General features: G+C 63.2%; 14 protein-coding genes. 8 read left to right on the forward strand and 6 right to left on the reverse strand.

The window, feature by feature from the left end:
• Window positions 1-208: 208 nt before the first annotated feature.
• Window positions 209-598, forward strand: coding sequence for a hypothetical protein (locus tag PX52LOC_RS08425; protein WP_149109675.1), 390 nt, complete (start codon window positions 209-211; stop codon window positions 596-598).
• A gap of 75 nt (window positions 599-673) precedes the next feature.
• Here the strand turns inward: PX52LOC_RS08425 and PX52LOC_RS43265 are convergent, their stop codons facing one another.
• From PX52LOC_RS43265 to PX52LOC_RS08440, 4 genes are all read right to left on the reverse strand, one after another.
• Window positions 674-799: a hypothetical protein gene (locus PX52LOC_RS43265; RefSeq protein ID WP_261345056.1), complete on the reverse strand. Its 126-nt coding sequence runs from the start codon at window positions 797-799 to the stop codon at window positions 674-676.
• Window positions 800-825: 26 nt separating this feature from the next.
• Window positions 826-1,038 carry a hypothetical protein gene (locus PX52LOC_RS08430; protein WP_149109676.1) on the reverse strand — a complete coding sequence of 71 codons (213 nt, stop codon included), beginning with the start codon at window positions 1,036-1,038 and terminating at the stop codon, window positions 826-828.
• 345 nt (window positions 1,039-1,383) lie between these two features.
• Window positions 1,384-2,037 carry an SOS response-associated peptidase gene (locus PX52LOC_RS08435; protein WP_149109677.1) on the reverse strand — a complete coding sequence of 218 codons (654 nt, stop codon included), beginning with the start codon at window positions 2,035-2,037 and terminating at the stop codon, window positions 1,384-1,386.
• Between the two features lie 14 nt (window positions 2,038-2,051).
• A complete protein-coding gene (locus tag PX52LOC_RS08440; protein WP_149109678.1) occupies window positions 2,052-2,495 on the reverse strand; it encodes a hypothetical protein in 444 nt (147 codons plus the stop codon).
• A 142-nt stretch (window positions 2,496-2,637) separates the two neighbouring features.
• Between PX52LOC_RS08440 and PX52LOC_RS08445 the strand changes: the two genes are divergently transcribed.
• The 3 genes from PX52LOC_RS08445 to PX52LOC_RS08455 are packed head-to-tail and all read left to right on the forward strand — an operon-like array spanning window position 2,638 to window position 4,647.
• Window positions 2,638-3,861, forward strand: coding sequence for a DNA polymerase Y family protein (locus PX52LOC_RS08445; RefSeq protein WP_149109679.1), 1,224 nt, complete (start codon window positions 2,638-2,640; stop codon window positions 3,859-3,861).
• A 9-nt stretch (window positions 3,862-3,870) separates the two neighbouring features.
• The gene (locus PX52LOC_RS08450; protein ID WP_149109680.1) at window positions 3,871-4,176 is read left to right on the forward strand and encodes a hypothetical protein; all 306 of its coding nucleotides are present in this window, start codon (window positions 3,871-3,873) and stop codon (window positions 4,174-4,176) included.
• A gap of 9 nt (window positions 4,177-4,185) precedes the next feature.
• A complete protein-coding gene (locus PX52LOC_RS08455; RefSeq protein WP_149109681.1) occupies window positions 4,186-4,647 on the forward strand; it encodes a hypothetical protein in 462 nt (153 codons plus the stop codon).
• Between the two features lies 1 nt (window position 4,648).
• Here PX52LOC_RS08455 and PX52LOC_RS08460 read toward each other — a convergent pair whose 3' ends face one another.
• Complete coding sequence (locus PX52LOC_RS08460) at window positions 4,649-4,852, reverse strand: hypothetical protein (protein ID WP_149109682.1); 204 nt, start codon at window positions 4,850-4,852, stop codon at window positions 4,649-4,651.
• A 231-nt stretch (window positions 4,853-5,083) separates the two neighbouring features.
• On the opposite strand from PX52LOC_RS08460, the gene PX52LOC_RS08465 reads away from it, so the two are divergent.
• A complete protein-coding gene (locus PX52LOC_RS08465; protein ID WP_149109683.1) occupies window positions 5,084-5,335 on the forward strand; it encodes a hypothetical protein in 252 nt (83 codons plus the stop codon).
• A gap of 22 nt (window positions 5,336-5,357) precedes the next feature.
• Here PX52LOC_RS08465 and xth read toward each other — a convergent pair whose 3' ends face one another.
• Entirely contained in the window at window positions 5,358-6,152 is a 795-nt protein-coding gene (gene xth, locus PX52LOC_RS08470; RefSeq protein WP_149109684.1) for an exodeoxyribonuclease III, read from the reverse strand.
• A 231-nt stretch (window positions 6,153-6,383) separates the two neighbouring features.
• On the opposite strand from xth, the gene PX52LOC_RS08475 reads away from it, so the two are divergent.
• From PX52LOC_RS08475 to PX52LOC_RS08485, 3 genes are all read left to right on the forward strand, one after another.
• Complete coding sequence (locus PX52LOC_RS08475) at window positions 6,384-11,546, forward strand: DEAD/DEAH box helicase (RefSeq protein ID WP_149109685.1); 5,163 nt, start codon at window positions 6,384-6,386, stop codon at window positions 11,544-11,546.
• Between the two features lie 275 nt (window positions 11,547-11,821).
• The gene (locus tag PX52LOC_RS08480) at window positions 11,822-14,353 is read left to right on the forward strand and encodes a DEAD/DEAH box helicase (protein WP_218575301.1); all 2,532 of its coding nucleotides are present in this window, start codon (window positions 11,822-11,824) and stop codon (window positions 14,351-14,353) included.
• Window positions 14,354-14,358: 5 nt separating this feature from the next.
• Window positions 14,359-19,167 carry an Eco57I restriction-modification methylase domain-containing protein gene (locus PX52LOC_RS08485; RefSeq protein ID WP_149109687.1) on the forward strand — a complete coding sequence of 1,603 codons (4,809 nt, stop codon included), beginning with the start codon at window positions 14,359-14,361 and terminating at the stop codon, window positions 19,165-19,167.
• Window positions 19,168-19,191 lie beyond the last annotated feature (24 nt).

Raw genomic sequence — 19,191 nt, forward strand, 5'->3', positions numbered from 1 at the left:
ACCCCCGACCATGCACCCCCACGATGGAACACTCCGACAGCGACGGTCGAAAGATAGGATATCATGGCCTCAAATAACCTATACTTGAGCCGGTTATGACGAGGTCAGTTAGCAGAAACGCCATCAATCTAGACTCGACCAGTGGACTGCGTTAGCCCTGTGGATTACACGATCTATGCCGCCCGCTGTCATCACGAGCCGATACATCATGGCCAAAAAGAAAACTCCGGAAGCCCCTCCCGAACAGGCACCCGAGCCAGCCGCCCCGCCGGTCGAAAAGATCACCCAGCGAGAGGCTGTTGAGAAGGCCATAGCCGCCGGGAAGGGAAGCCCAGTTGACGGGGTGGCCTATGTGAAAGAGCAGTTCGGCATCACCCTCGGCAACGCCGCATTTTCTACCTTAAAGAGTCAGCTTAAGAAGGCATCGAACCCGTCGCCAAAGAAGGCGGATCGGGCCTCAGAGTCGCCCAAGCCGGCGTTACGCGCCACGGACAGTGGGCCGCCTGGCGTCGCGCTACAAGTCGAGGCAATCAAAAGCCTTGTCGAGATGCTCGGCGCAAATCAGGTCATCAGCATTGCGAGACTGTTCGAGAAGTAGTGCATCGCCACGCGGCCCAACTCGTAGTCTTCCAGCCTCAAATGATGGTTGTCGTATCAGATTTGCGCCCCACTATCAGTCACCCGCTTCGGTTTGGTCGCCTGACTGCGCGGTCTTGGGCGCATAACCACTGATCGCGTTGACAAATTCCAGAACCATAGACGAAACCAGCCCCGGAATGCCGACGCGTTCCGAGGCCATTAGTCTTCTCGACAGCGAGCTAACCATTACTTGGTGCCGTGCTCTTCAGCATGGCTGGCTGCCGCCTCGTCACCGTGCTTTTCTGCCTGGCTTTGGTGCCCCTTCGCGGTGTGGGCGTGGTGAGCCGCCTTCTCGTGGTTGCCCGCCTCGTGGTGCTTGGCGGCATTCTCGTGGTGTTCGCCCGCCTTCTTATGGTGTTCGGCGGCCTTCTTGTGCGACGCAGCTGCTTTCTTCGACATGTGAATCCCTCCGGAGAGACCCCGCTCGCCGTCTGACGGCAGGGTGGCATCGCGACCGCTCACGGAACTCCGCTGAGCGTTCGCGAGGCGGAGATTCGAGCAACTGTTGCGCCACTTTTGACGCTTGAGTTCTGTTCAGACCTCAGCCGCATTTACGGCAGATCGTCTCTGATGCGGCGCCATGAAGGGTTTCGAGTCAAGATCAGCGAGTGCTAACAAAAAAAGACCGGCCGTTGGCTCCCTGACTATCGCCCATTTAGTCGGGGAACCGCGGCCGATCCGAGTGATGATACCGGCGTAGCGGAAGCTCCTTTCTGGACTCTGAAAGATTCTCCGCGACGTCCCTCACGCCACCAAGCACTCCGGCCCGTCGTTCTTCGGAGAGTTAACAGCCGGGTTGGCCTCGTTGCTCCGCATGGCTTCCGCCGGGTACGGCCTGAGCAGTGCTGTCAGCTGAGGCATCGACGTCTCTGGGGCGAGCCACTCCGCATAGCTCTCCGGCGGAACGATCACCGGCATCCGGTCGTGGTACGGCCGGACCACGGCATTCGCCTCGGTCGTGACCAGGCAGCAGGTGACCAGCTTCTGCTTTCCCTCGCCCCACACGTCCCACAGGCCGGCGAAGGCGAACGGCTTACCGGTCTTCAGCGTGAAGCGCTGAGGCGTCTTCTTCTTGCCCTCGGTCTTCCACTCGTAAAAACCGTCTGCCGGGATGAGGCAGCGATTCTCGCGGAGGATTGCGCCGAACTTGTGTACGATCGACTCGGCCCGCACGTTGATCGGCCGTGGGCCGGTGTTCGGGTCCGCCGCCCAGTTCGGCACCAGCCCCCACCGGAGCAGCGCGATGCCCCTGCGCTTCCCGTCCGGCTTCAGTCCGACGACGGCGATCACCTGGCTGGGGGCGACGTTGTACCGCGTCTGGAGAAGGGGCGGGTCCGGAACCTCGAACTCTGCCGCCACGTCATCGGCCGATGCCGTCAATGTGAATCTGCCGCACATGCACCCTCCATCGGCTATTCCCCGCGGATTCCCTCGAACATGCTCGGCGTCCGTTCGGCACGCGGCCATTCCGCCAGCCGGTAACCCCTCTTATCCTTCGGGTTGACCAGTTCACCCGCTTTCGTGAGGTCGGCCAGCGCCTTCGCCACCGTCCCTGGCCCGTGCCCTTTTCGCTCGTCCCGGAACAGCTTGACGATCTGCTTGCGGGTGAGCGGCCGGCCCGCGTCGCGGATGGCGGCAAGAATGTCTCCCTTGCACCCCGCCCGCTGACCCGGGGACCTCGGCCTGCGCGCGGCGGACGCGGTTGGCATCGGCCGCGTTGCATCCCAGACCTGGATCAGGCAGGCCAGCTTCCCGTCCGCATCGGTCACCCGCAGCGGAAGCGCCCCCGCTAGGCCGGAGAGCAATCGGAGCATCTCACCGGCAGCGGCCTGAATGGCAGCACGGGCATCTGTCACGACCCACCCCGGGAACAAACCGGAACACGTTATCCCACCTCCTGCGGTTGGCCATCGCCCGTTCTGAGTGTACAGATGAGAGGGGGAATAGTGAACACAAAATCACTACTGTACGCAGGGCCGGACCTTGGAAGGGGCCGTCATGACCACTTTTGTCGCTCATCTCGATGCGGATTGCTATTACGTTAGCGCGGAGCGTGTCCGGCACCCGGACCTGACGGACAAGCCCGTCGGCGTACTCGGCAACAACGGCGCGTGCGTGATTGCGAAGTCCTACGAAATGAAAGCGCACGGCGTGAAGACGGGGACGCCGATCTGGGACGCAGCGAAGCTCTGCCCGCACGGCGTGTACGTCAAGCGCGACTTCTACTGGTACGAAGTGCTGTCTCGGAAGATGCTCGGCATCGTGGGAACGTTCTCACCGCGAGTCGAATATTACAGCGTGGATGAGTTTTTCTTCGAGGCCATCCCGACCAGCCACCGCACCGACCTGCCCGGCACGGCGACGAAGATTCGAGACTACATCCGCGAAGCTGCGGGCCTGCCCGTCACCATCGGAGTGGCCCGGACGCGAACCTTGGCGAAGCTGTTCAGCGACACCGGTAAGCCATTCGGCGCTGTTGCGGTCCTGACCCGCGACCACGAGCGGGAACTGCTAGCGAAGATGCCCGTTACCGAAATCAGCGGCATCGGTGGGAAGAGGGCCGACCGACTGGCCCCCTATGGCATCCGCACCTGCCTTGACCTCGCCGACGCCGACGGCCGCCTGGTCAACAAGCTCCTTACGAAAACGGGGTACGAAATCTGGCTGGAGTTGAACGGCACGCCCGTCATGCCGATCCGCCCCGAGCGTCCGCCGCACCAGGTGCTGGCCCGCGGCGGCAGCCTGATGGGGAACGTGGACGACCCGAAACTGCTTTGGGCGTGGTGCGTCCGCCACGTCGAGCGGCTGATCGAGGAACTCCGCTACCACAACGTCCGGACTACCACCTTGGCCATTCAACTAGACTGGAAGGACGGCACCGGCACCGGCGGCACCACGTCCATGCCCGTCCCGACCGATCGGTTCGACGATCTGCTCGACGCCGCCCGCACTTCGCTTCGGCGCGCATACATACCCGGCGCCACCGCTACCCACATGCACGTCATGGCCACCGAACTGCGGCGGGCGAAGGGATTCCAGCTTTCTTTGTTCGACGCGCCTGATCCTAAGAAGGAAAAGCTCGCGGCCACGAAGCACGCGATCAACGAGAAGTTCGGCCGGTTCAAGGTCCGGTCGGCCGCAACCCTGTACCTGCCGGCCGTGTACCGTGACCCGGCCAACGACTTCGACATCTGCGACATCCGCGGGAAGGTGTGCTTCTGAGGGCGTGTCATGGGGGACGACTTCCTGATCCGGGCGGCCATCGAGTGGGCCAAGGTCGCGGCCCGCCTCCGTGTCGCGAGCACTGGCGACGATTGCCCCCTGCGTGCAGCTACCCTCCGCCTTCCCCGCGAGGTCGCATGGTGCCACCTGCTGTTCGCCGCCGGTCGGCCCGAGGCGGTGATGGTGCGACTGCGGGGCGTGATGCGCGAAGCAAGACAGTGCGCAGACCTGCCGGTGACGGGTGATGTGTTCTCGGACGCGACCGCCATCCTCGCCTGCCTCCGCCGGGCGGTTCAGTGCCGGTTCTCCGTGTGACGTGCCGCCATGTGTACCGCCGTCGCCCTGCCCACGAGTGAACTTCCGGACATCGTCGTCGAGCAATTAATCGACCGCGTTCACACCCGCGGGGGCGAGCGGGAGGTGCGGTTCGACTGGCGGTCGGTTCCGGCCTTGCTGCCGGTGTGGTGGAACGGCCGGTTGCAGGTCGTGAAGTGGGGCAACCGGGACCGCAGCGAGCGGAAGCTGCCGCCCACCGGCTGGACGTGGCGGGAGACGGTCGAGAAGGGCAAGTGGTCGGCCATCGAGCCGGAGCCAGTCGAAGTGCCCGCCGCCTACGTGATGACGAACGGCGTGTGGTTCCGGGTGAAGCAAGGCGTGCGCGGCCTACTCGTGCGGACGCGGACAGGTGAGCCGGTCGTGTACCTGATCTGCGAGCCGAGCACGCGGTACTACCGGGTGATGACCAGGGCCACGTGGATGCCCGTGCTCATCGACGAGGTGATTTGAGCTACGCCGCAGCCGTCTGCGGGATTAGTGGCTTGAGATCGACGCCTTCCTTCCGCAAGGCCCTGGCGCGAACGATGGCGGCCCACCGCGGGACGCTTCCTCCGGCCAGTTCCCGAAGGACCGGCGACAGGTCGGCGAGGGTGGCGGCACGGTTCCAAGCGGCCACGAACTGCTCCTGCGGGATCTGCCAGACGCGGTCGCCCATTGCAGCCTCCTTCGACGGTGGAAAGACAGTTTGCCGTTAGCGCGAGAGGGGGACAAGAGGGCGGGGCATTCGGCAGCACATGCGGCTCGATTGAACGATGGCTTCGCCCGGTTTTGCCGAAGGTACCGGGCGGGAGAAACAACGCAGCGACAGTTCTAACCTGCCGTCATTGTGACGGCGGGCGGACACTGCAACAGTCGCGGTTCGGGTTGGATCGCGGGGAGGAAGGATATGCGCGGAACGGGCCTTGTGAGCATCGGAACGGAACTGCTGTACGCTTTCTATTCGGTCGAAGGGCGGTCTGCTCGGCTTCGAGTGTCGATCGACGAATTCGACAGGTTAGACCTGTTTCAGGGCAAGCCGGTGCGGATTGGCTTGCCTGAGCAGGAGCCTCGAACGGTGCTCGTCATGGCGGTCTCGCATGCGCCGCCGTTCGCATGGGTCGAGGTAGAAGCCACCGGGATGCTCAACCGGGCGGGGTGAGGGCGCGTGCTGATCTCTGGAGTCAGGAAGCGGTCCCCTGCGACCCGTCGCGCAGTTCGATCCACGTCGGTGCGTGGTCGCTCGTCTTCTCCCACCCGCGCACATCGCGATCGACGCCCGCGGCCTTCAGCCGTTGAGTGGCCGCCGGGTTGAGCAGCAGGTGGTCGATGCGCAGTCCAGCGTTTCGCCTCCACGCCGCGCTGGTGTAATCCCAGAACGTGAAAATCTTCTTGTCCGGGTTTAAATGACGGAGCGCGTCGGTCCACCCCTGCGCGAGCAGCCGACGGTACGCCTCGCGCGACTCCGGCCGGAATAGCGCGTCGGCCTCCCAGCCCGCCGGGTTGTAGACATCGAGTTCCTCTGGAAGCACGTTGTAATCGCCCGCAAGGACGACGGGATCGGAGAGTGACACCAGTTCGGAAGCACGCGCCGTGAAGCGTTCGAGCCAGCGGAGCTTGTAGTCGAACTTCGGGCCGGGGGCCGGGTTCCCGTTGGGCAGGTACAGGCACCCGACCCGGACGGCGCCGACCTGACCTTCGAGGTAGCGGCTGTGCGCGTCGTCTGGGTCACCGGCCAAGCCGCGCCCTGTCTCCACCGGCTCGCCCGACCGGCCCAGGATGGCGACACCGTTCCACGCCTTCTGTCCATGCCAGATCGCGTGGTAGCCCGCCTCTCGCAGCGCCCCGACGGGGAACTTCTCTTGCGGTGCCTTGAGTTCCTGGAGGCAGGCCACGTCGGGCTGTGTTTCCGCGAGCCAGCGGAGCAGCACCGGCAGCCGGGCGTTCACGCTGTTCACGTTGTAAGTCGCGATTTTCACGAGTGACTCCTTCCGAACTCTCGGTCCTCGAAGCCGGTCCGAACCGTGTAAGGAATCCAACGGCTGGCCCAAGTACGCTCTCAAACTCGCTGATCGTCGCAGGTCAGCGTATGGCCCGACGAGACTGCCCGCTGTAGACTCTTATTTTATTGCACGTTGTCAAGCAGCCCTCGGCTTCGCGAGTTCCCCGCCTCGGGGCTCGCCGGGCCGGCTCCGTATTCGGACCCGCCCATGGACATCTTCGATTTCCGCGGCAAGTTGATCGGCGACTACGCCGGGTACACTCGCAGCTTCTTGGCCGTCCGGGAGCCGCGTCTCCGGGGGTTCGTGAACGAGCAACTCGACGCGGGAGTGCTCTGGCCGGAGCCGCTGATCCAACTAAACCCGTCCTTCGAGAGCGGGGACGGCATCGAGGAATTGGCGGCGACAGGTGTGTTGCACCCCGAGTGCCGCCACGTGTTCCGGATCAAATCCGACGGAGACCCGCAAGGGCGCCCGCTGAAATTGCACCGTCACCAGTCCGAGGCCATCCGGGTGGCACGAACCGGGTTTCCCTACGTGTTGACGACGGGAACCGGCTCAGGCAAGAGCCTGTCTTACATCGTGCCGATCGTCGACCACGTCCTGCGGCAAGGCACCGGGAAGGGCATTCGGGCCATCGTCGTCTACCCGATGAACGCTCTCGCCAACAGCCAGCTCGGCGAACTCGATAAGTTCTTGGGGCTGGGCTACCCGGACCGGAAAGGCCCGGTCACGTTCGCGCGCTACACCGGGCAGGAGAAGCCGGAAGAGCGGGAGCGGATTCTCTCCCACCCGCCGGACATCCTTCTCACGAACTACGTGATGTTGGAACTGATCCTCACCCGCCCGCGAGACCGGCAGTTGGTCCGCGCGGCGCAGGGTCTTCAGTTTCTCGTGTTCGACGAACTGCACACTTACCGCGGGCGGCAAGGGGCGGACGTCGCGATGCTCATCCGCCGGGTGCGGGACGCGATGTCCGCCCCGAAGCTCCAGTACGTGGGGACGTCGGCGACCCTCAGCACCGAGGGCGAACTCATTGACCAGCAACGGCGCGTGGCGGAAGTCGCCGGCCAACTGTTCGGCACAGAGGTCCGGCCCGAACATGTCATCGGCGAGACGCTCCGGCGGGTCACTCCCGTTCCCGATCTCGCATCGCCCGATTTCAAAGCCGCGTTAATGGACCGCGTTCGGAACGAGGGCCGTGACGCCCCGACCGAGTATGCCGGGTTCACTGCCGATCCACTCTCGGCATGGATCGAATCCACATTCGGTGTGACGAAGGTCGCCGGCGGTTCCCGGCTGGTAAGGGTGCGCCCATCCGCCATCGGCGGGAAACTCGGGGCGGCGGCCAAGCTCCACGAACTGACCGGGTTTTCGGCAGAGACCTGTGCGACCGCCATCCGCGCCGGTTTGCAAGCCAGTTACGTTTGTGCCCCCCACCCCGAGACCCGGCGACCGCCGTTCGCCTTCCGGTTGCACCAGTTCATCAGCCGTGGGGACAGCGTTTACGCCTCTCTCGAACCGGAAGCCGACCGCCACCTCACCGTTCAAGGGCAGCGGTTCGTGCCGGGGGACCGGGACCGGGTGCTCTTACCGCTTGTGTTCTGCCGGGAGTGCGGCCAGGAGTATTACGCCGTCCGGCTCTCCGACGACGCGTTCTTGGTGCCCCGGGATCTGACTGATCGCAGCGACGAGGGCGGGGAGCCTGGGTACTTTCACTTCAGCGCGGATCAGCCGTGGCCGGGCGATGACGACGCGCAGCTTCTCGAGCGCATCCCTGACGACTGGATCGAAGACCACCCGCGAATGGGGGTTCGGGTGAAGAAATCGCAAGAGGAGAATCTGCCCCGCCAACTCACAGTGGCACCGGATGGACGCGTTACATCGGACGAGGACGGACTCAAGGGCTACTTCGTCAAAGCGCCCTTCCGGTTCTGCCTGTGCTGCGGGGTGACGTACAACGCCCGCCAGAGCTCTGACTTTGGCAAACTTACGGCCCTCGGGTCGGAGGGGCGGAGCACTGCCACCTCGATCCTTAGCCTTTCGGCCGTGCGCCACCTGCGGCAGAGCGAGTTGCCGCCTACAGCACGGAAACTTCTCAGTTTTACCGACAACCGCCAGGACGCTTCCCTCCAAGCGGGTCACTTCAACGATTTCGTCGAAGTCGGGCTGCTGCGCGGCGCGCTCTTCGCGGCTGCCGAGAAAGCCGGACCGGACGGACTGCGGCACGAGGTGCTGACCCAGCGGGTGTTCGACGCGCTGAAGTTGCCGGTCGAGGTCTATTCCAGCAACGCTGGCGTCAAGTTTCAGGCGAAGAACGACACGGACAAGGCCCTGCGGAACGTACTCGGTTACCGCCTCTACCGAGACCTGAAGCGCGGCTGGCGGGTGACTTCTCCCAATTTGGAGCAGTGCGGACTACTGGAAATCTGCTACCCGGCGCTCGACGAATTGTGCGCGGCCGAGGAGGAATGGCAATCCGCCAGCCCGTACCTGCAGGCCACGAAACCCGAGGACCGGAAGCGGCTGGCGAAGGTTCTGCTCGACTACATGCGGCGCGAACTGGCGATCAAGGTCGATTATCTGACCCCCGCCTACCAGGAGTCGCTCGTCCAGCAGAGCAGCCAGCGGCTGATTGATCCGTGGGCGGTGGACGAGAACGAGTCCGGGGCTATGGAGCACGCGTTCGTTTTATACCCGCGGACGCGGGATGAAGGCGATTACCGCGGGAACCTGTATCTGTCCGGCCGCAGCGCATTCGCCCAGTACCTGGGTACGTTCTTCGGCAGTAGCCGCCGGCTGTCGCTCGACGACAAGCAGCAGGTGATCGCAGACCTGCTCCGGATGCTGGCGGTCGGCGGGATCGTCGAGGCCGTCGTGCCGAAGCGCACCGCGGATGACGTCGCAGGGTACCAGATTGTTGCCGACGCTATGCTGTGGGTCGCGGGCAACGGGTCGAAACCGTTTCACGACCCGATTCGGGTACGGCGCCAGTCGAGCGGCGGCGGGCGTACCAACCCATTCTTCGTCGAGTTCTATCGCAAGACCGCAGCCGGGCTCCTCGGCATGGCGGCCCGCGAGCATACCGCCCAGGTGCCATACGACGAGCGAATCAAGCGGGAGAACGACTTCCGCGAGGCCCGGCTGCCCATTCTTTACTGTTCGCCGACGATGGAGCTCGGCATCGACATCGCCGACCTGAACGTGGTCGGACTGCGGAATGTGCCGCCGACGCCGGCCAACTACGCCCAGCGGAGCGGCCGAGCAGGGCGGAGCGGGCAACCGGCTATCGTCGTCACCTACTGCTCGACAGGCAGCCCGCACGACCAGTGGTTCTTCCGCCGGCCGCACCTGATGGTCGCGGGATCGGTGTCCCCGCCGCGCCTCGACGTCGCCAACGAAGACCTCGTCCGCGCTCACGTGCAGGCGGTATGGTTGGCCGAGACGGATCTCGACCTCAAGCGGTCGCTCGGCGACCTCCTCGGCTTGAAGGACGGAAACAACCCGAGCCTCACGATCCCCGAGAGCGTGCGCAGCCAGACCGAAGACCCGGCCGCTCGTGCTCGCGCCCGTGTACGGGCCGAGCGGATACTCGCGGACGTTCGGGAGGAGTGCGTCCGGGCCGGATGGTACGGCGAGACGTGGCTCGACGACGTGCTCAACCAAGCCCCGCGACAGTTCGACGCGGCGTGCAACCGCTGGCGTGGGCTCTACCGGGCGGCGATGGACCAGCAAGCGCGGCAGAACGAGGTGATCCGGGACGCGGCACGCGACTCTCGCGATAAGCAGCAGGCCGAGCGGCTGCGGCGGGAGGCCGAGCAGCAACTACGGCTGCTGACGGAAACCGAAGATTTTTCGCAGAGCGACTTCTACAGCTACCGGTACTTCGCCAGCGAGGGGTTCCTTCCCGGTTACAACTTCCCCCGGCTCCCGCTATCGGCGTTCATCCCGGCGCGCCGTACCCGCCAGAAGGAAGAGTACCTGTCCCGCCCCCGGTTCCTGGCCATCTCGGAGTTCGGTCCGCGGTCGGTCGTGTACCACGAGGGCTCCCGCTACCTCATCAACCGGGTCATCCTGTCGGTTCAGGACGACGAGGTGATGACCACTCGGGCGAAAAAGTGCGAGGTGTGCGCTTACCTCCATCCCATCCCCAATGGACCGGGGCCGGACCTGTGCGAGCGCTGCACGACGAAGCTGCCGCGAGAGTTCGAGAACCTTCTGCGGCTGCAGAACGTGGCGACCAAGCGAAAAGACAAAATTAACTGCGACGAGGAGGAACGCCTCCGGCTCGGCTACGAGATCCGCACCGCAGTGCGATTTGCGGAGCGGGGCGGTGCTCCCGTCCGGACAAACGCGCGACTCATGGATGCCGAGGAGCAAATCGCCACGCTGACCTACGGCCGAGCGGCCACGCTGTGGCGGATCAACATGGGCTGGCGCCAACGGACGAACCGCAGCCAGTACGGCTTCGTACTCGATGAGGAGCGGGGGTTCTGGGAGACGAACGATCAAGATCCGGACGATCAGAACGACCCCATGTCCGCGCGCAAGAGGCGGGTGATCCCTTACGTCGAGGACCGCCGGAATTGCCTGCTTCTCGAACCGTCCGGCACCTGGGAGGCTGGGCCGATGGTTTCTCTGGAGTCTGCCCTGAAGCATGCGATCCAGTTGACGTACCAACTCGAAGACAATGAACTTGCGACCGAACTACTGCCGGCGGGCGACGTGCCGCGCGTGTTGCTCATCTACGAATCGGCCGAAGGCGGTGCGGGTGTGCTGCGGCGGCTGCTCGACGACCCGAATGCGATTGCGACGGTAGCCCGCAAGGCACTTGAGATCTGCCACTTCGACCCCGACACTGGCGAGGACCGGCGTCGCTCTTCACCGACCGCGGAGGAGTGCGAGGCCGCATGCTACGATTGCCTAATGCACTACGCTAACCAGCCCGTTCACAGGCTGCTCGACCGCCAGGCGATCAAGGACGTCCTCTTGCGGATGAGCCGCGCACGGGCCGACACCGCCCCAGGCGGCCAGACCCGCGCTGACCACATGATCACTCTAGGGCGGCTTGCTGGGTCTGACCTTGAGCGACGGTGGCTTGCCCACCTCGATGGCCGGGGCCTTCGTCTTCCGACCCACGCCCAGCACTTCGTCGAGTCGTGCCGGACCACCCCCGACTTCTTCTACGCGGACTATCAGACCGCCGTGTACATCGACGGCCCCCCGCATGACTTCCCCGACCGGCAGAAGCGGGACGCCGAACTGACCGAGGCGATGGAAGACGCTGGATTCACGGTCGTCAGGTTCCATCACGAGGACGATTGGGACGTAGCCCTCACCCGCTACCCACACGTGTTCGGGAGGCCGTCGTGAGCTTTGCCGTCGGATCACTGGTGAGGGTTCGTGGGCGGGAATGGGTTGTTCTCCCGGAAACAACTCCGGATACGGTCGTCGCGCGGCCGCTCGGTGGTGGCGACGACGAAGTGGCCGGGTTCTTCCTACCCATCGAGAAGGTGGAACCCGCCACCTTCCAACTCCCTGACCCCAGCGAGGCAGGCGATTACCGCTCCTGTCGCCTGCTACGGGACGCACTCCGCTTAGGATTCCGATCTAGTGCCGGACCGTTCCGGTCGTTCGCGCGGCTAGGTGTGGAACCGCGCCCCTACCAACTCGTGCCCCTGCTTCTGGCGCTGAAGCTCGATCCTGTGCGACTTCTCATCGCGGACGACGTGGGAATCGGCAAGACGGTCGAAGCCGGGCTGATCGTTCGTGAGATGATCGACCGCGGCGAGATCAAGCGGTTTGCCGTGCTGTGCCCGCCGCAGATTGCGGAGCAGTGGCAGGCGGAGTTGCGCTCCAAGTTCCACCTCGACGCAGAGCTCGTCCTGCCCGGAACAGTTACCCGGCTGGAGAAGGCGTGCCGGATGAACCAGTCGATCTTCGATCGGTTCCCCTATGTCATCGTCTCCACCGACTTCATCAAGGCGGATCGCCGCCGCGACGACTTCGTCCGCGACTGCCCGGAGATGGTGATCGTGGACGAAGCACACGCATGCGCGCTCTCGGGCGATGGCCGTGGCGCGAGGCATCAGCGGCATCAGCTCGTGAAGCTCCTCGCGGGGAACAAGAACAGGCACCTTTTGCTCGTCACCGCGACGCCCCACAGCGGTAACGAGGAGGCATTCCGGTCGCTCCTGATACTGCTGGACACGTCGTTCGCCGACCTTCCGGCAGACCTGAGTGGCGACAAGAACCGCCAGGTCCGGGAGCGAATCGCCGCACACTTCGTGCAGCGGCGGCGCGGCGACATCACCCACTACCTCCAGACCGACACCCCGTTTCCGGAGCGAGAGGAGAAGGAAGAGACCTACAAGCTGCACCCCGAGTACCAGCGGCTCTTCAAGCAGGTGCTGGAGTACGCAAAAGAATCCGTTTCCGACACCACGTTGAACAAGCAGCGTCAGCGAATCCGCTGGTGGTCCGCACTGGCACTCCTCCGCTCGATGGCTTCCAGCCCTGCGGCAGCGATGTCCACGCTGCGGACACGAGCGATTGACGCGAACACGCCAGAGGAGGCCGATGCCCAAGGCCGTCAGGCCGTACTAGACCTGGTCGAGGACGACTCCGCTGAGGGGACCGATGTTGCTCCCGCCGGAGCAGAAGTTGAGCCGGGTGACCAGAGCGAAGCGGGCCGGCGGTTGATGACGATGGCGAACGCGGCCGAAGGCTTGCACGGCGCGAAGGACGCTAAGCTGAAGCGGGCCTGCGCCATTCTCGAAGACCTGCTGGCGAGCGGCTACAACCCAATTGTGTTCTGCCGTTTCATCCCGACCGCCGAATACGTCGCCGCCGAACTGCGAAAGAAACTCAAGGGCGTGACCGTGGAGGCCGTTACGGGATTGCTCCCTCCGAAGGAGCGCGAGGACCGGGTCAACGCGCTGGATGCTTGCGAGAAGCGGGTTCTCGTCTGCACCGACTGCCTGAGCGAGGGGATCAATCTCCAACACCTGTTCAACGCGGTCTTCCACTACGACCTGTCCTGGAACCCGACGCGGCACGAGCAACGCGAGGGGCGGGTGGACCGTTACGGACAACCGAGCCCGAAGGTGCGCGCGCTGACCTACTACGGGATCGACAACCAGATCGACGGTGTCGTTCTGGACGTGTTGCTCCGCAAGCACAAGGCCATCCGCACTTCGCTGGGGGTCTCGATTCCGTTACCGACGGACAGCGAGCAGGTCATTCAAGCTGTGTTCGAGGGGATGCTCCTGAAGGGAAAAAAGAAGGGGCCGGGGCCGGGGTTGTTCGATGAGCTGCTGGTCGACGAGATCGATCAGCAGTGGAAATCGGCGACCGAGCGGGAAAAGCTGTCCCGCACGCTGTTCGCCCAGCAAACAATCAAGGTCGAAGATGTAGTGCGCGAGATGGATGCCGCGCGCGAAGCCGTCGGGACCGGAGTGGATGTGGCCGGGTTCGTCCGCACCGCACTGGTCGCGAGCAAAGCAGCGGTCGATGGCGATCTTGCGGTCCGGATAGACCTCACCGAAGCACCGCGAGCGCTAAAGGACCAACTCCATCCTGCCCTTGGCCTGAGACCCGGCAAGGAAGTGTTCACCGCGCGGTTTGAACTCCCCGTGACCGGAAACGAGATCCTGCTCAGTCGCTCATCACCTGCGGTCGAGGCCCTCGCCAACCACGTCCTCAACGCCGCCCTCGACTCGCACCTCGACGGCCCGGCGCGACGGTGCGGGGTCATACGCACGGGAAAGGTGGCGAAGCGGACGACACTTCTACTTCTCCGGCACCGCTTCCATATCGTCACCAAAAGCGGATCGGAAGAGCAGCCGCTGCTGGCCGAAGACAGTCATCTCGTCGCGTTCGCGGGCTCCCCGCAGAACGCCGAGTGGCTGCCGCCGGGCGTAGCCGAAGAGTTGCTCCTCGCCGAACCCGATGCGAACGTCTCCGCAGAGCAAGCCCGCGATTTTATCCAGAAGGTGATCGACGGGGAGGAGCACCTTCGCCCCAAACTCGCCGAGTTCGCCACCGCGCGGGGTGAAGTTCTGCTCGACGCCCACAGCCGCGTCCGCCAGGCGAGCCGGGCGAAGGGTGTGCGGCACCGCGTGGAAGCCCAGGAGTTGCCCGACGTGTTGGGCGTGTTCGTCTACTTGCCGAAGGTGTAACGCCCATGACGACCGACACCTTCACCTGCGTCCGCGTCGAAGGCTCGATCCTTCCCACCGACCTGCTCCAGCGCGTGGCCGCCGGGGACGTGCGCCTCGACGGCCTTCGGGTCCAGGACTACGGGCTCGACGGCGAGAAGGTGAGCGAAGCGGCTAACCACGCGTGGACCCGGCTTTCCGCCGCGTGGGAGGTGTTCAAGACCGCCAGGGAGCGACTTGCGCCGACCGACTCCGGTTACAAAGTCACCGTTGACCGCTGGCTGCTTCCAGTCTGGAAGGTTCTCGGGTACGGAACCCTCGACCCGGCCAAGCCGTTCGTGATCGACGAGAAGACGTACCCCGTATCGCACGTCCGCCACCACAGCCCGTTCCACCTCGTCGGGTTTAGGCAAGACCTCGACAAGCGGGTGGAAACCGACGGAAAGCAGTTCAGCCCGCACGGCCTCGTGCAGGAGTTCCTCAACCGCTCACACGACCACCTCTGGGGGTTCGTTTCCAACGGCCTCAAGCTCCGCATCCTCCGCGACAACATCCGGCTGACCCGGCAGGCGTTCGTCGAGTTCGACCTGCAGGCGATGTTCGACGGCAAGCAGTACGCCGACTTCGCGTTGTTGTGGCGGCTCTGCCACGAGTCGCGGATCAACGCGGAAAAGCCCGAACAGTGCTGGCTGGAACGCTGGTCGAAGATTGCGGCGGAGCAAGGCCTGCGCGCACTCGATCAACTCCGCACGGGCGTGGAGAACGCCGTCAAAGCTCTCGGACGAGGGTTCCTGGCATGCCCGGCCAACGCCGAGTTGAAGGCCGCGCTGAAGCACAATCGCCTCACTCCGCTGGAGTATTACCGCCAATTGCTCCGCGTCGTGTACCGCTTCCTTTTTCTCTTCGTCGCCGAAGACCGAGAGTTGCTGTGCGACCCGTCGGCCACGGACATCGCCAAAGACCGGTACACGAACTATTACTCTGCCGCCCGGCTCCGGCGAATCGCTGAGCGCCTGCGCGGAAGCCCCCACACGGACCTGTTCGAGGGGCTGTCTCTTGTGCTCGACAAGCTCGGCACAACTGGCTGCACAGATTTAGCACTGCATGCGTTCGGCGGACTCTTCAATCCGGCGCGGACGCCGAACCTGACCGGATGCCGGCTTACGAACTCTGACCTGCTCGAAGCCGTGCGGGCACTGTCTGTCATCAGCGACGGCAAGGCCCGGCGAAGTGTCGATTACCGCAACCTAGGGGCCGAGGAACTCGGCAGCGTCTACGAGTCACTACTCGAACTCCAGCCCAGGTTCGACCCGGACGCCATTACGTTTACCCTTGAATCGGCCAGCGGCAACGAGCGCAAGACGACGGGAAGCTACTACACCCCGACCTCGCTTATCACTTGCCTGCTCGACTCCGCCCTCGACCCGGTTCTCGCAGAAGCGGCGGGCAAGACGAACCCAGAAGAAGCCATCCTCGCGCTGAAGGTCTGCGATCCTGCTTGCGGGTCGGGGCATTTTCTGATCGCCGCGGCACACCGCGTCGCCAAAAAGCTTGCGTCCGTTCGCACTCTGGAGGACGAGCCAGCACCCGCCGCCGTCCGGCATGCTCTCCGGGATGTGATCGGCCGCTGCATCTATGGCGTGGACATCAACCCGATGGCGGTCGAGCTGTGTCAGGTCGGGTTGTGGATGGAGGCTCTGGAACCGGGCAAACCGCTGTCGTTCCTCGACCACCATATTCAGTGCGGAAACAGTCTTCTCGGGACGACTCCGGCACTTTTGGCCAAGGGCATCCCCGACGAAGCCTTCGAGCCAATCGAGGGGGACGAGAAGAAGTGGTGCGCCGCGCTCAAGCGGCAGAACAAGGACGAGCGGCGCGGCCAGGAAGGGTTGTTTGACGACGACCCTTCGCGGGAGTTTTCCGGGAGTCTGCCTGAAGCAATGGCAAGGCTCGAAGGCCTACCAGATGACACCGTGGATCTGATCCGTGAGAAGGAGCGCCAGTACGCCGAATTGAAATCCGACGCTGCTTATCGCACATCGGGACGATTTCTAGCGGATGCTTGGAGCGCCGCGTTCGTGTGGAAGAAGATTAAGGACAGCGGTCTCCAGCCGATCACACACGCGCGGTTCCATAAGATCGAAAAATCTCCACTGGATATTGGACGTCAGGAATTCGTCGAAGTCCGTCGTCTCGTTGAACAATACCAGTTCTTCCACTGGCACATAGCGTTCCCGAGAGTGTTTCGACATCCGGCCAAGAACGAGGTGCCTGACAACGAGTTGACAGGCTGGTGTGGCGGTTTCGACGTGGTAATCGGAAACCCGCCTTGGGAACATACAGAACTCAAGGAAATCGAGTGGTTTGCTGCCCATGGGCGGGCTGACATCGCTGGAGCGAGAACCGCAGCCATCCGTGGTAAGCTAATCCGAGAACTTGAAACAAAAGATTCGGAATTGTACCGTGCGTTTCTTGAAGACCGCCGCCATGCCGAGGGCGAAAGCCACCAGGTCCGTAACAGTTCGGGGATTGACGCAGAATCGGGGCGGCGTTGGGGAATGTACCCACTCTGTGGTCGCGGCAGGATCAATACGTATGCCATCTTTGCGGAATTAAACCGCAATCTTATCAACCCCACAGGCCGGGTCGGCTGTATTGTGCCGACTGGAATAGCGACAGATGATACGACGAAGGTCTTTTTTCAAGATATAGTGGAGCGGCGGTCGCTTGAGAGCTACTTCGGATTTAAGAACGAGCGATTTCTTTTTCCTAAACCGGTCGAGCATACTGTAACCTACGGCCTGCTCACATTGCTCGGGTCGGCCCGAGCGGCAACCGCGATGGAGTTCTGTTGGAACGTCTGGACAGTGGAAGAGATGCGAGATCCTGTCCGCAGGGTAATCCTTACGGCCGATGACCTTAAACAGATCAGCCCGAACACTGGTAATTGTCCTGTATTCCGGACATCTCGTGATGCCGAGCTGACGAAGGCTATTTATCGCAGAGTGCCGGTGCTGCTGAAAGAGGGTCCCCCGGAGGTTAACCTGTGGGGCGTCAGTTTCAAGCAAGGCCTGTTTAACATGGCTTCCGACTCAGGCCTTTTCCGCACGGCTTCTGATCTGGAAGCTGACGGATGGCGGCTTGATGGTAACATTTTTCGCAAGGGTAGTGCTGAGTACCTCCCTCTATACGAGGCGAAACTGTTACACCAGTTTGATCACCGCTGGGCTACCTACAGCGGCACCGACAGCCGCGACGTGACGGTTGATGAGAAGACCGATCCAACTTTTGTCGTGCTACCGCGCTACTGGGTTCCCGCGAACGCTGTAACCGAAAGGCTGAAGGACCGATGGGATCGAGCTTGGCTTTTTGGCTGGCGTGATGTCTGTCGAAACACAGATAGCCGCACAATGATTTCGGCGGTGATCCCGAGAAAGGGCGTGGGCGACAAGTTTTTATTAATGTTTCCAGATGCTGCCGTGCCCGAAATCGTGGGCTTGATTGCAAATTACGCTACTTTCGTGTTCGATTATGTCACGCGACAAAAGCTGGGAGGAACGGCGCTCAAATATTTCGTGACAAAGCAACTACCGGTCCTGCCGCCCGACACTTACGCTCAGCCGTGTCAATGGGATCCATCGCTTTCTTTGGCAGACTGGATCGCACCACGAGTCCTAGAATTGACCTACACCACTGAAGAATTAGCGTCTTTCGCCCAAGACTGCGGCTTCACAGGCGACCCTTTCTTTTGGGACGACGCCCGCCGGGCTGTAATCCGGGCTGAACTCGACGCCGCATTCTTCCACCTGTATGGCATCAGCGAAGTCGATGCCGACCACATCCTTGAAACGTTCCCTCTCGTCAAGGCAAGGGACGAGGAGCGATTTGGCACTTGTCGGACGAAAGAGATGATCCTCAGGTGCTATCAAGAGATGCAGGAGGCCATTTCTAGTCAAACCATGTTCACTTCCCAGCTCGACCCCATGCCCGGCGTGCCGATGCGGAAGGACTTGTTCGGCTACCCGGCTGTGGCGCCCCGGCGGGATCGAGTGATTCAGGCATTCGTCGATACGCGACGAGACGGCAAGGGCGTCTGGTCGTCCGAGCTCGTGGTGTGCAGCAATCACCACCGCCAGCGATACCTCGCCGAAGTCGGCCGCACGGTTCCGGGCATTACCGAAGAAGACGCTAACCGTGAGTTGTGGAACGCCCGTCGCTCGGGGCAGCTCGCCCATTTGCCGAAGAGCACGGCATACTCACCCGACCCGAAGCTGCGGAGGTATGAGTTCGTCGTCGAGTGGGCCTACCGGCACATCATCGAACAGGTGCAGGAGGAGACGGGGCAACGCAAGGCATCGACACTCGAACGGATACTCTGTATCCCGGAATGGCGGCAGCGGTTTGACGACCTGATCGGAGAGTTGATGAAGAAGGCCGAGGTGCAGTTCTCCGACCTCGACTACCGCTGGACGGCGATGACGCTCCGGAAGAGAGCTGGCGAAAAGGGGGAGGCCACCCCCAGCTTGTTCGACCAAGCGATTGCGGCTTCGCAGGCTGAGGCCCGGCTCCCCGCACGCCCGGGTGTCTACCTCATCCGCTCCGACGACAGCCGGGTGTTCACGGGGTGGGCGGACAATCTCCAGTACCAAGCCCACTACCTGCTTGAAACGGGAGGCGGCTCCCTAGTGCCGTCCCGGCTCCTCGCAGGCCGTTCCCCGGTGAAGACGATCTTCTACCAAGAAGTCGAGACGGGGACGCTCGACAGCCAGTTGCACGATCTGTGGCGCGGCAACCGGCGGGCGGCGACCCTCCCGTTGCTTAACCTGTTTGCTTAACTGAGTGTCCGTTCGCGCAAGCGG

This window comes from Limnoglobus roseus (assembly GCF_008254045.1).
Classification (GTDB): Bacteria; Planctomycetota; Planctomycetia; order Gemmatales; family Gemmataceae; genus Limnoglobus; species Limnoglobus roseus.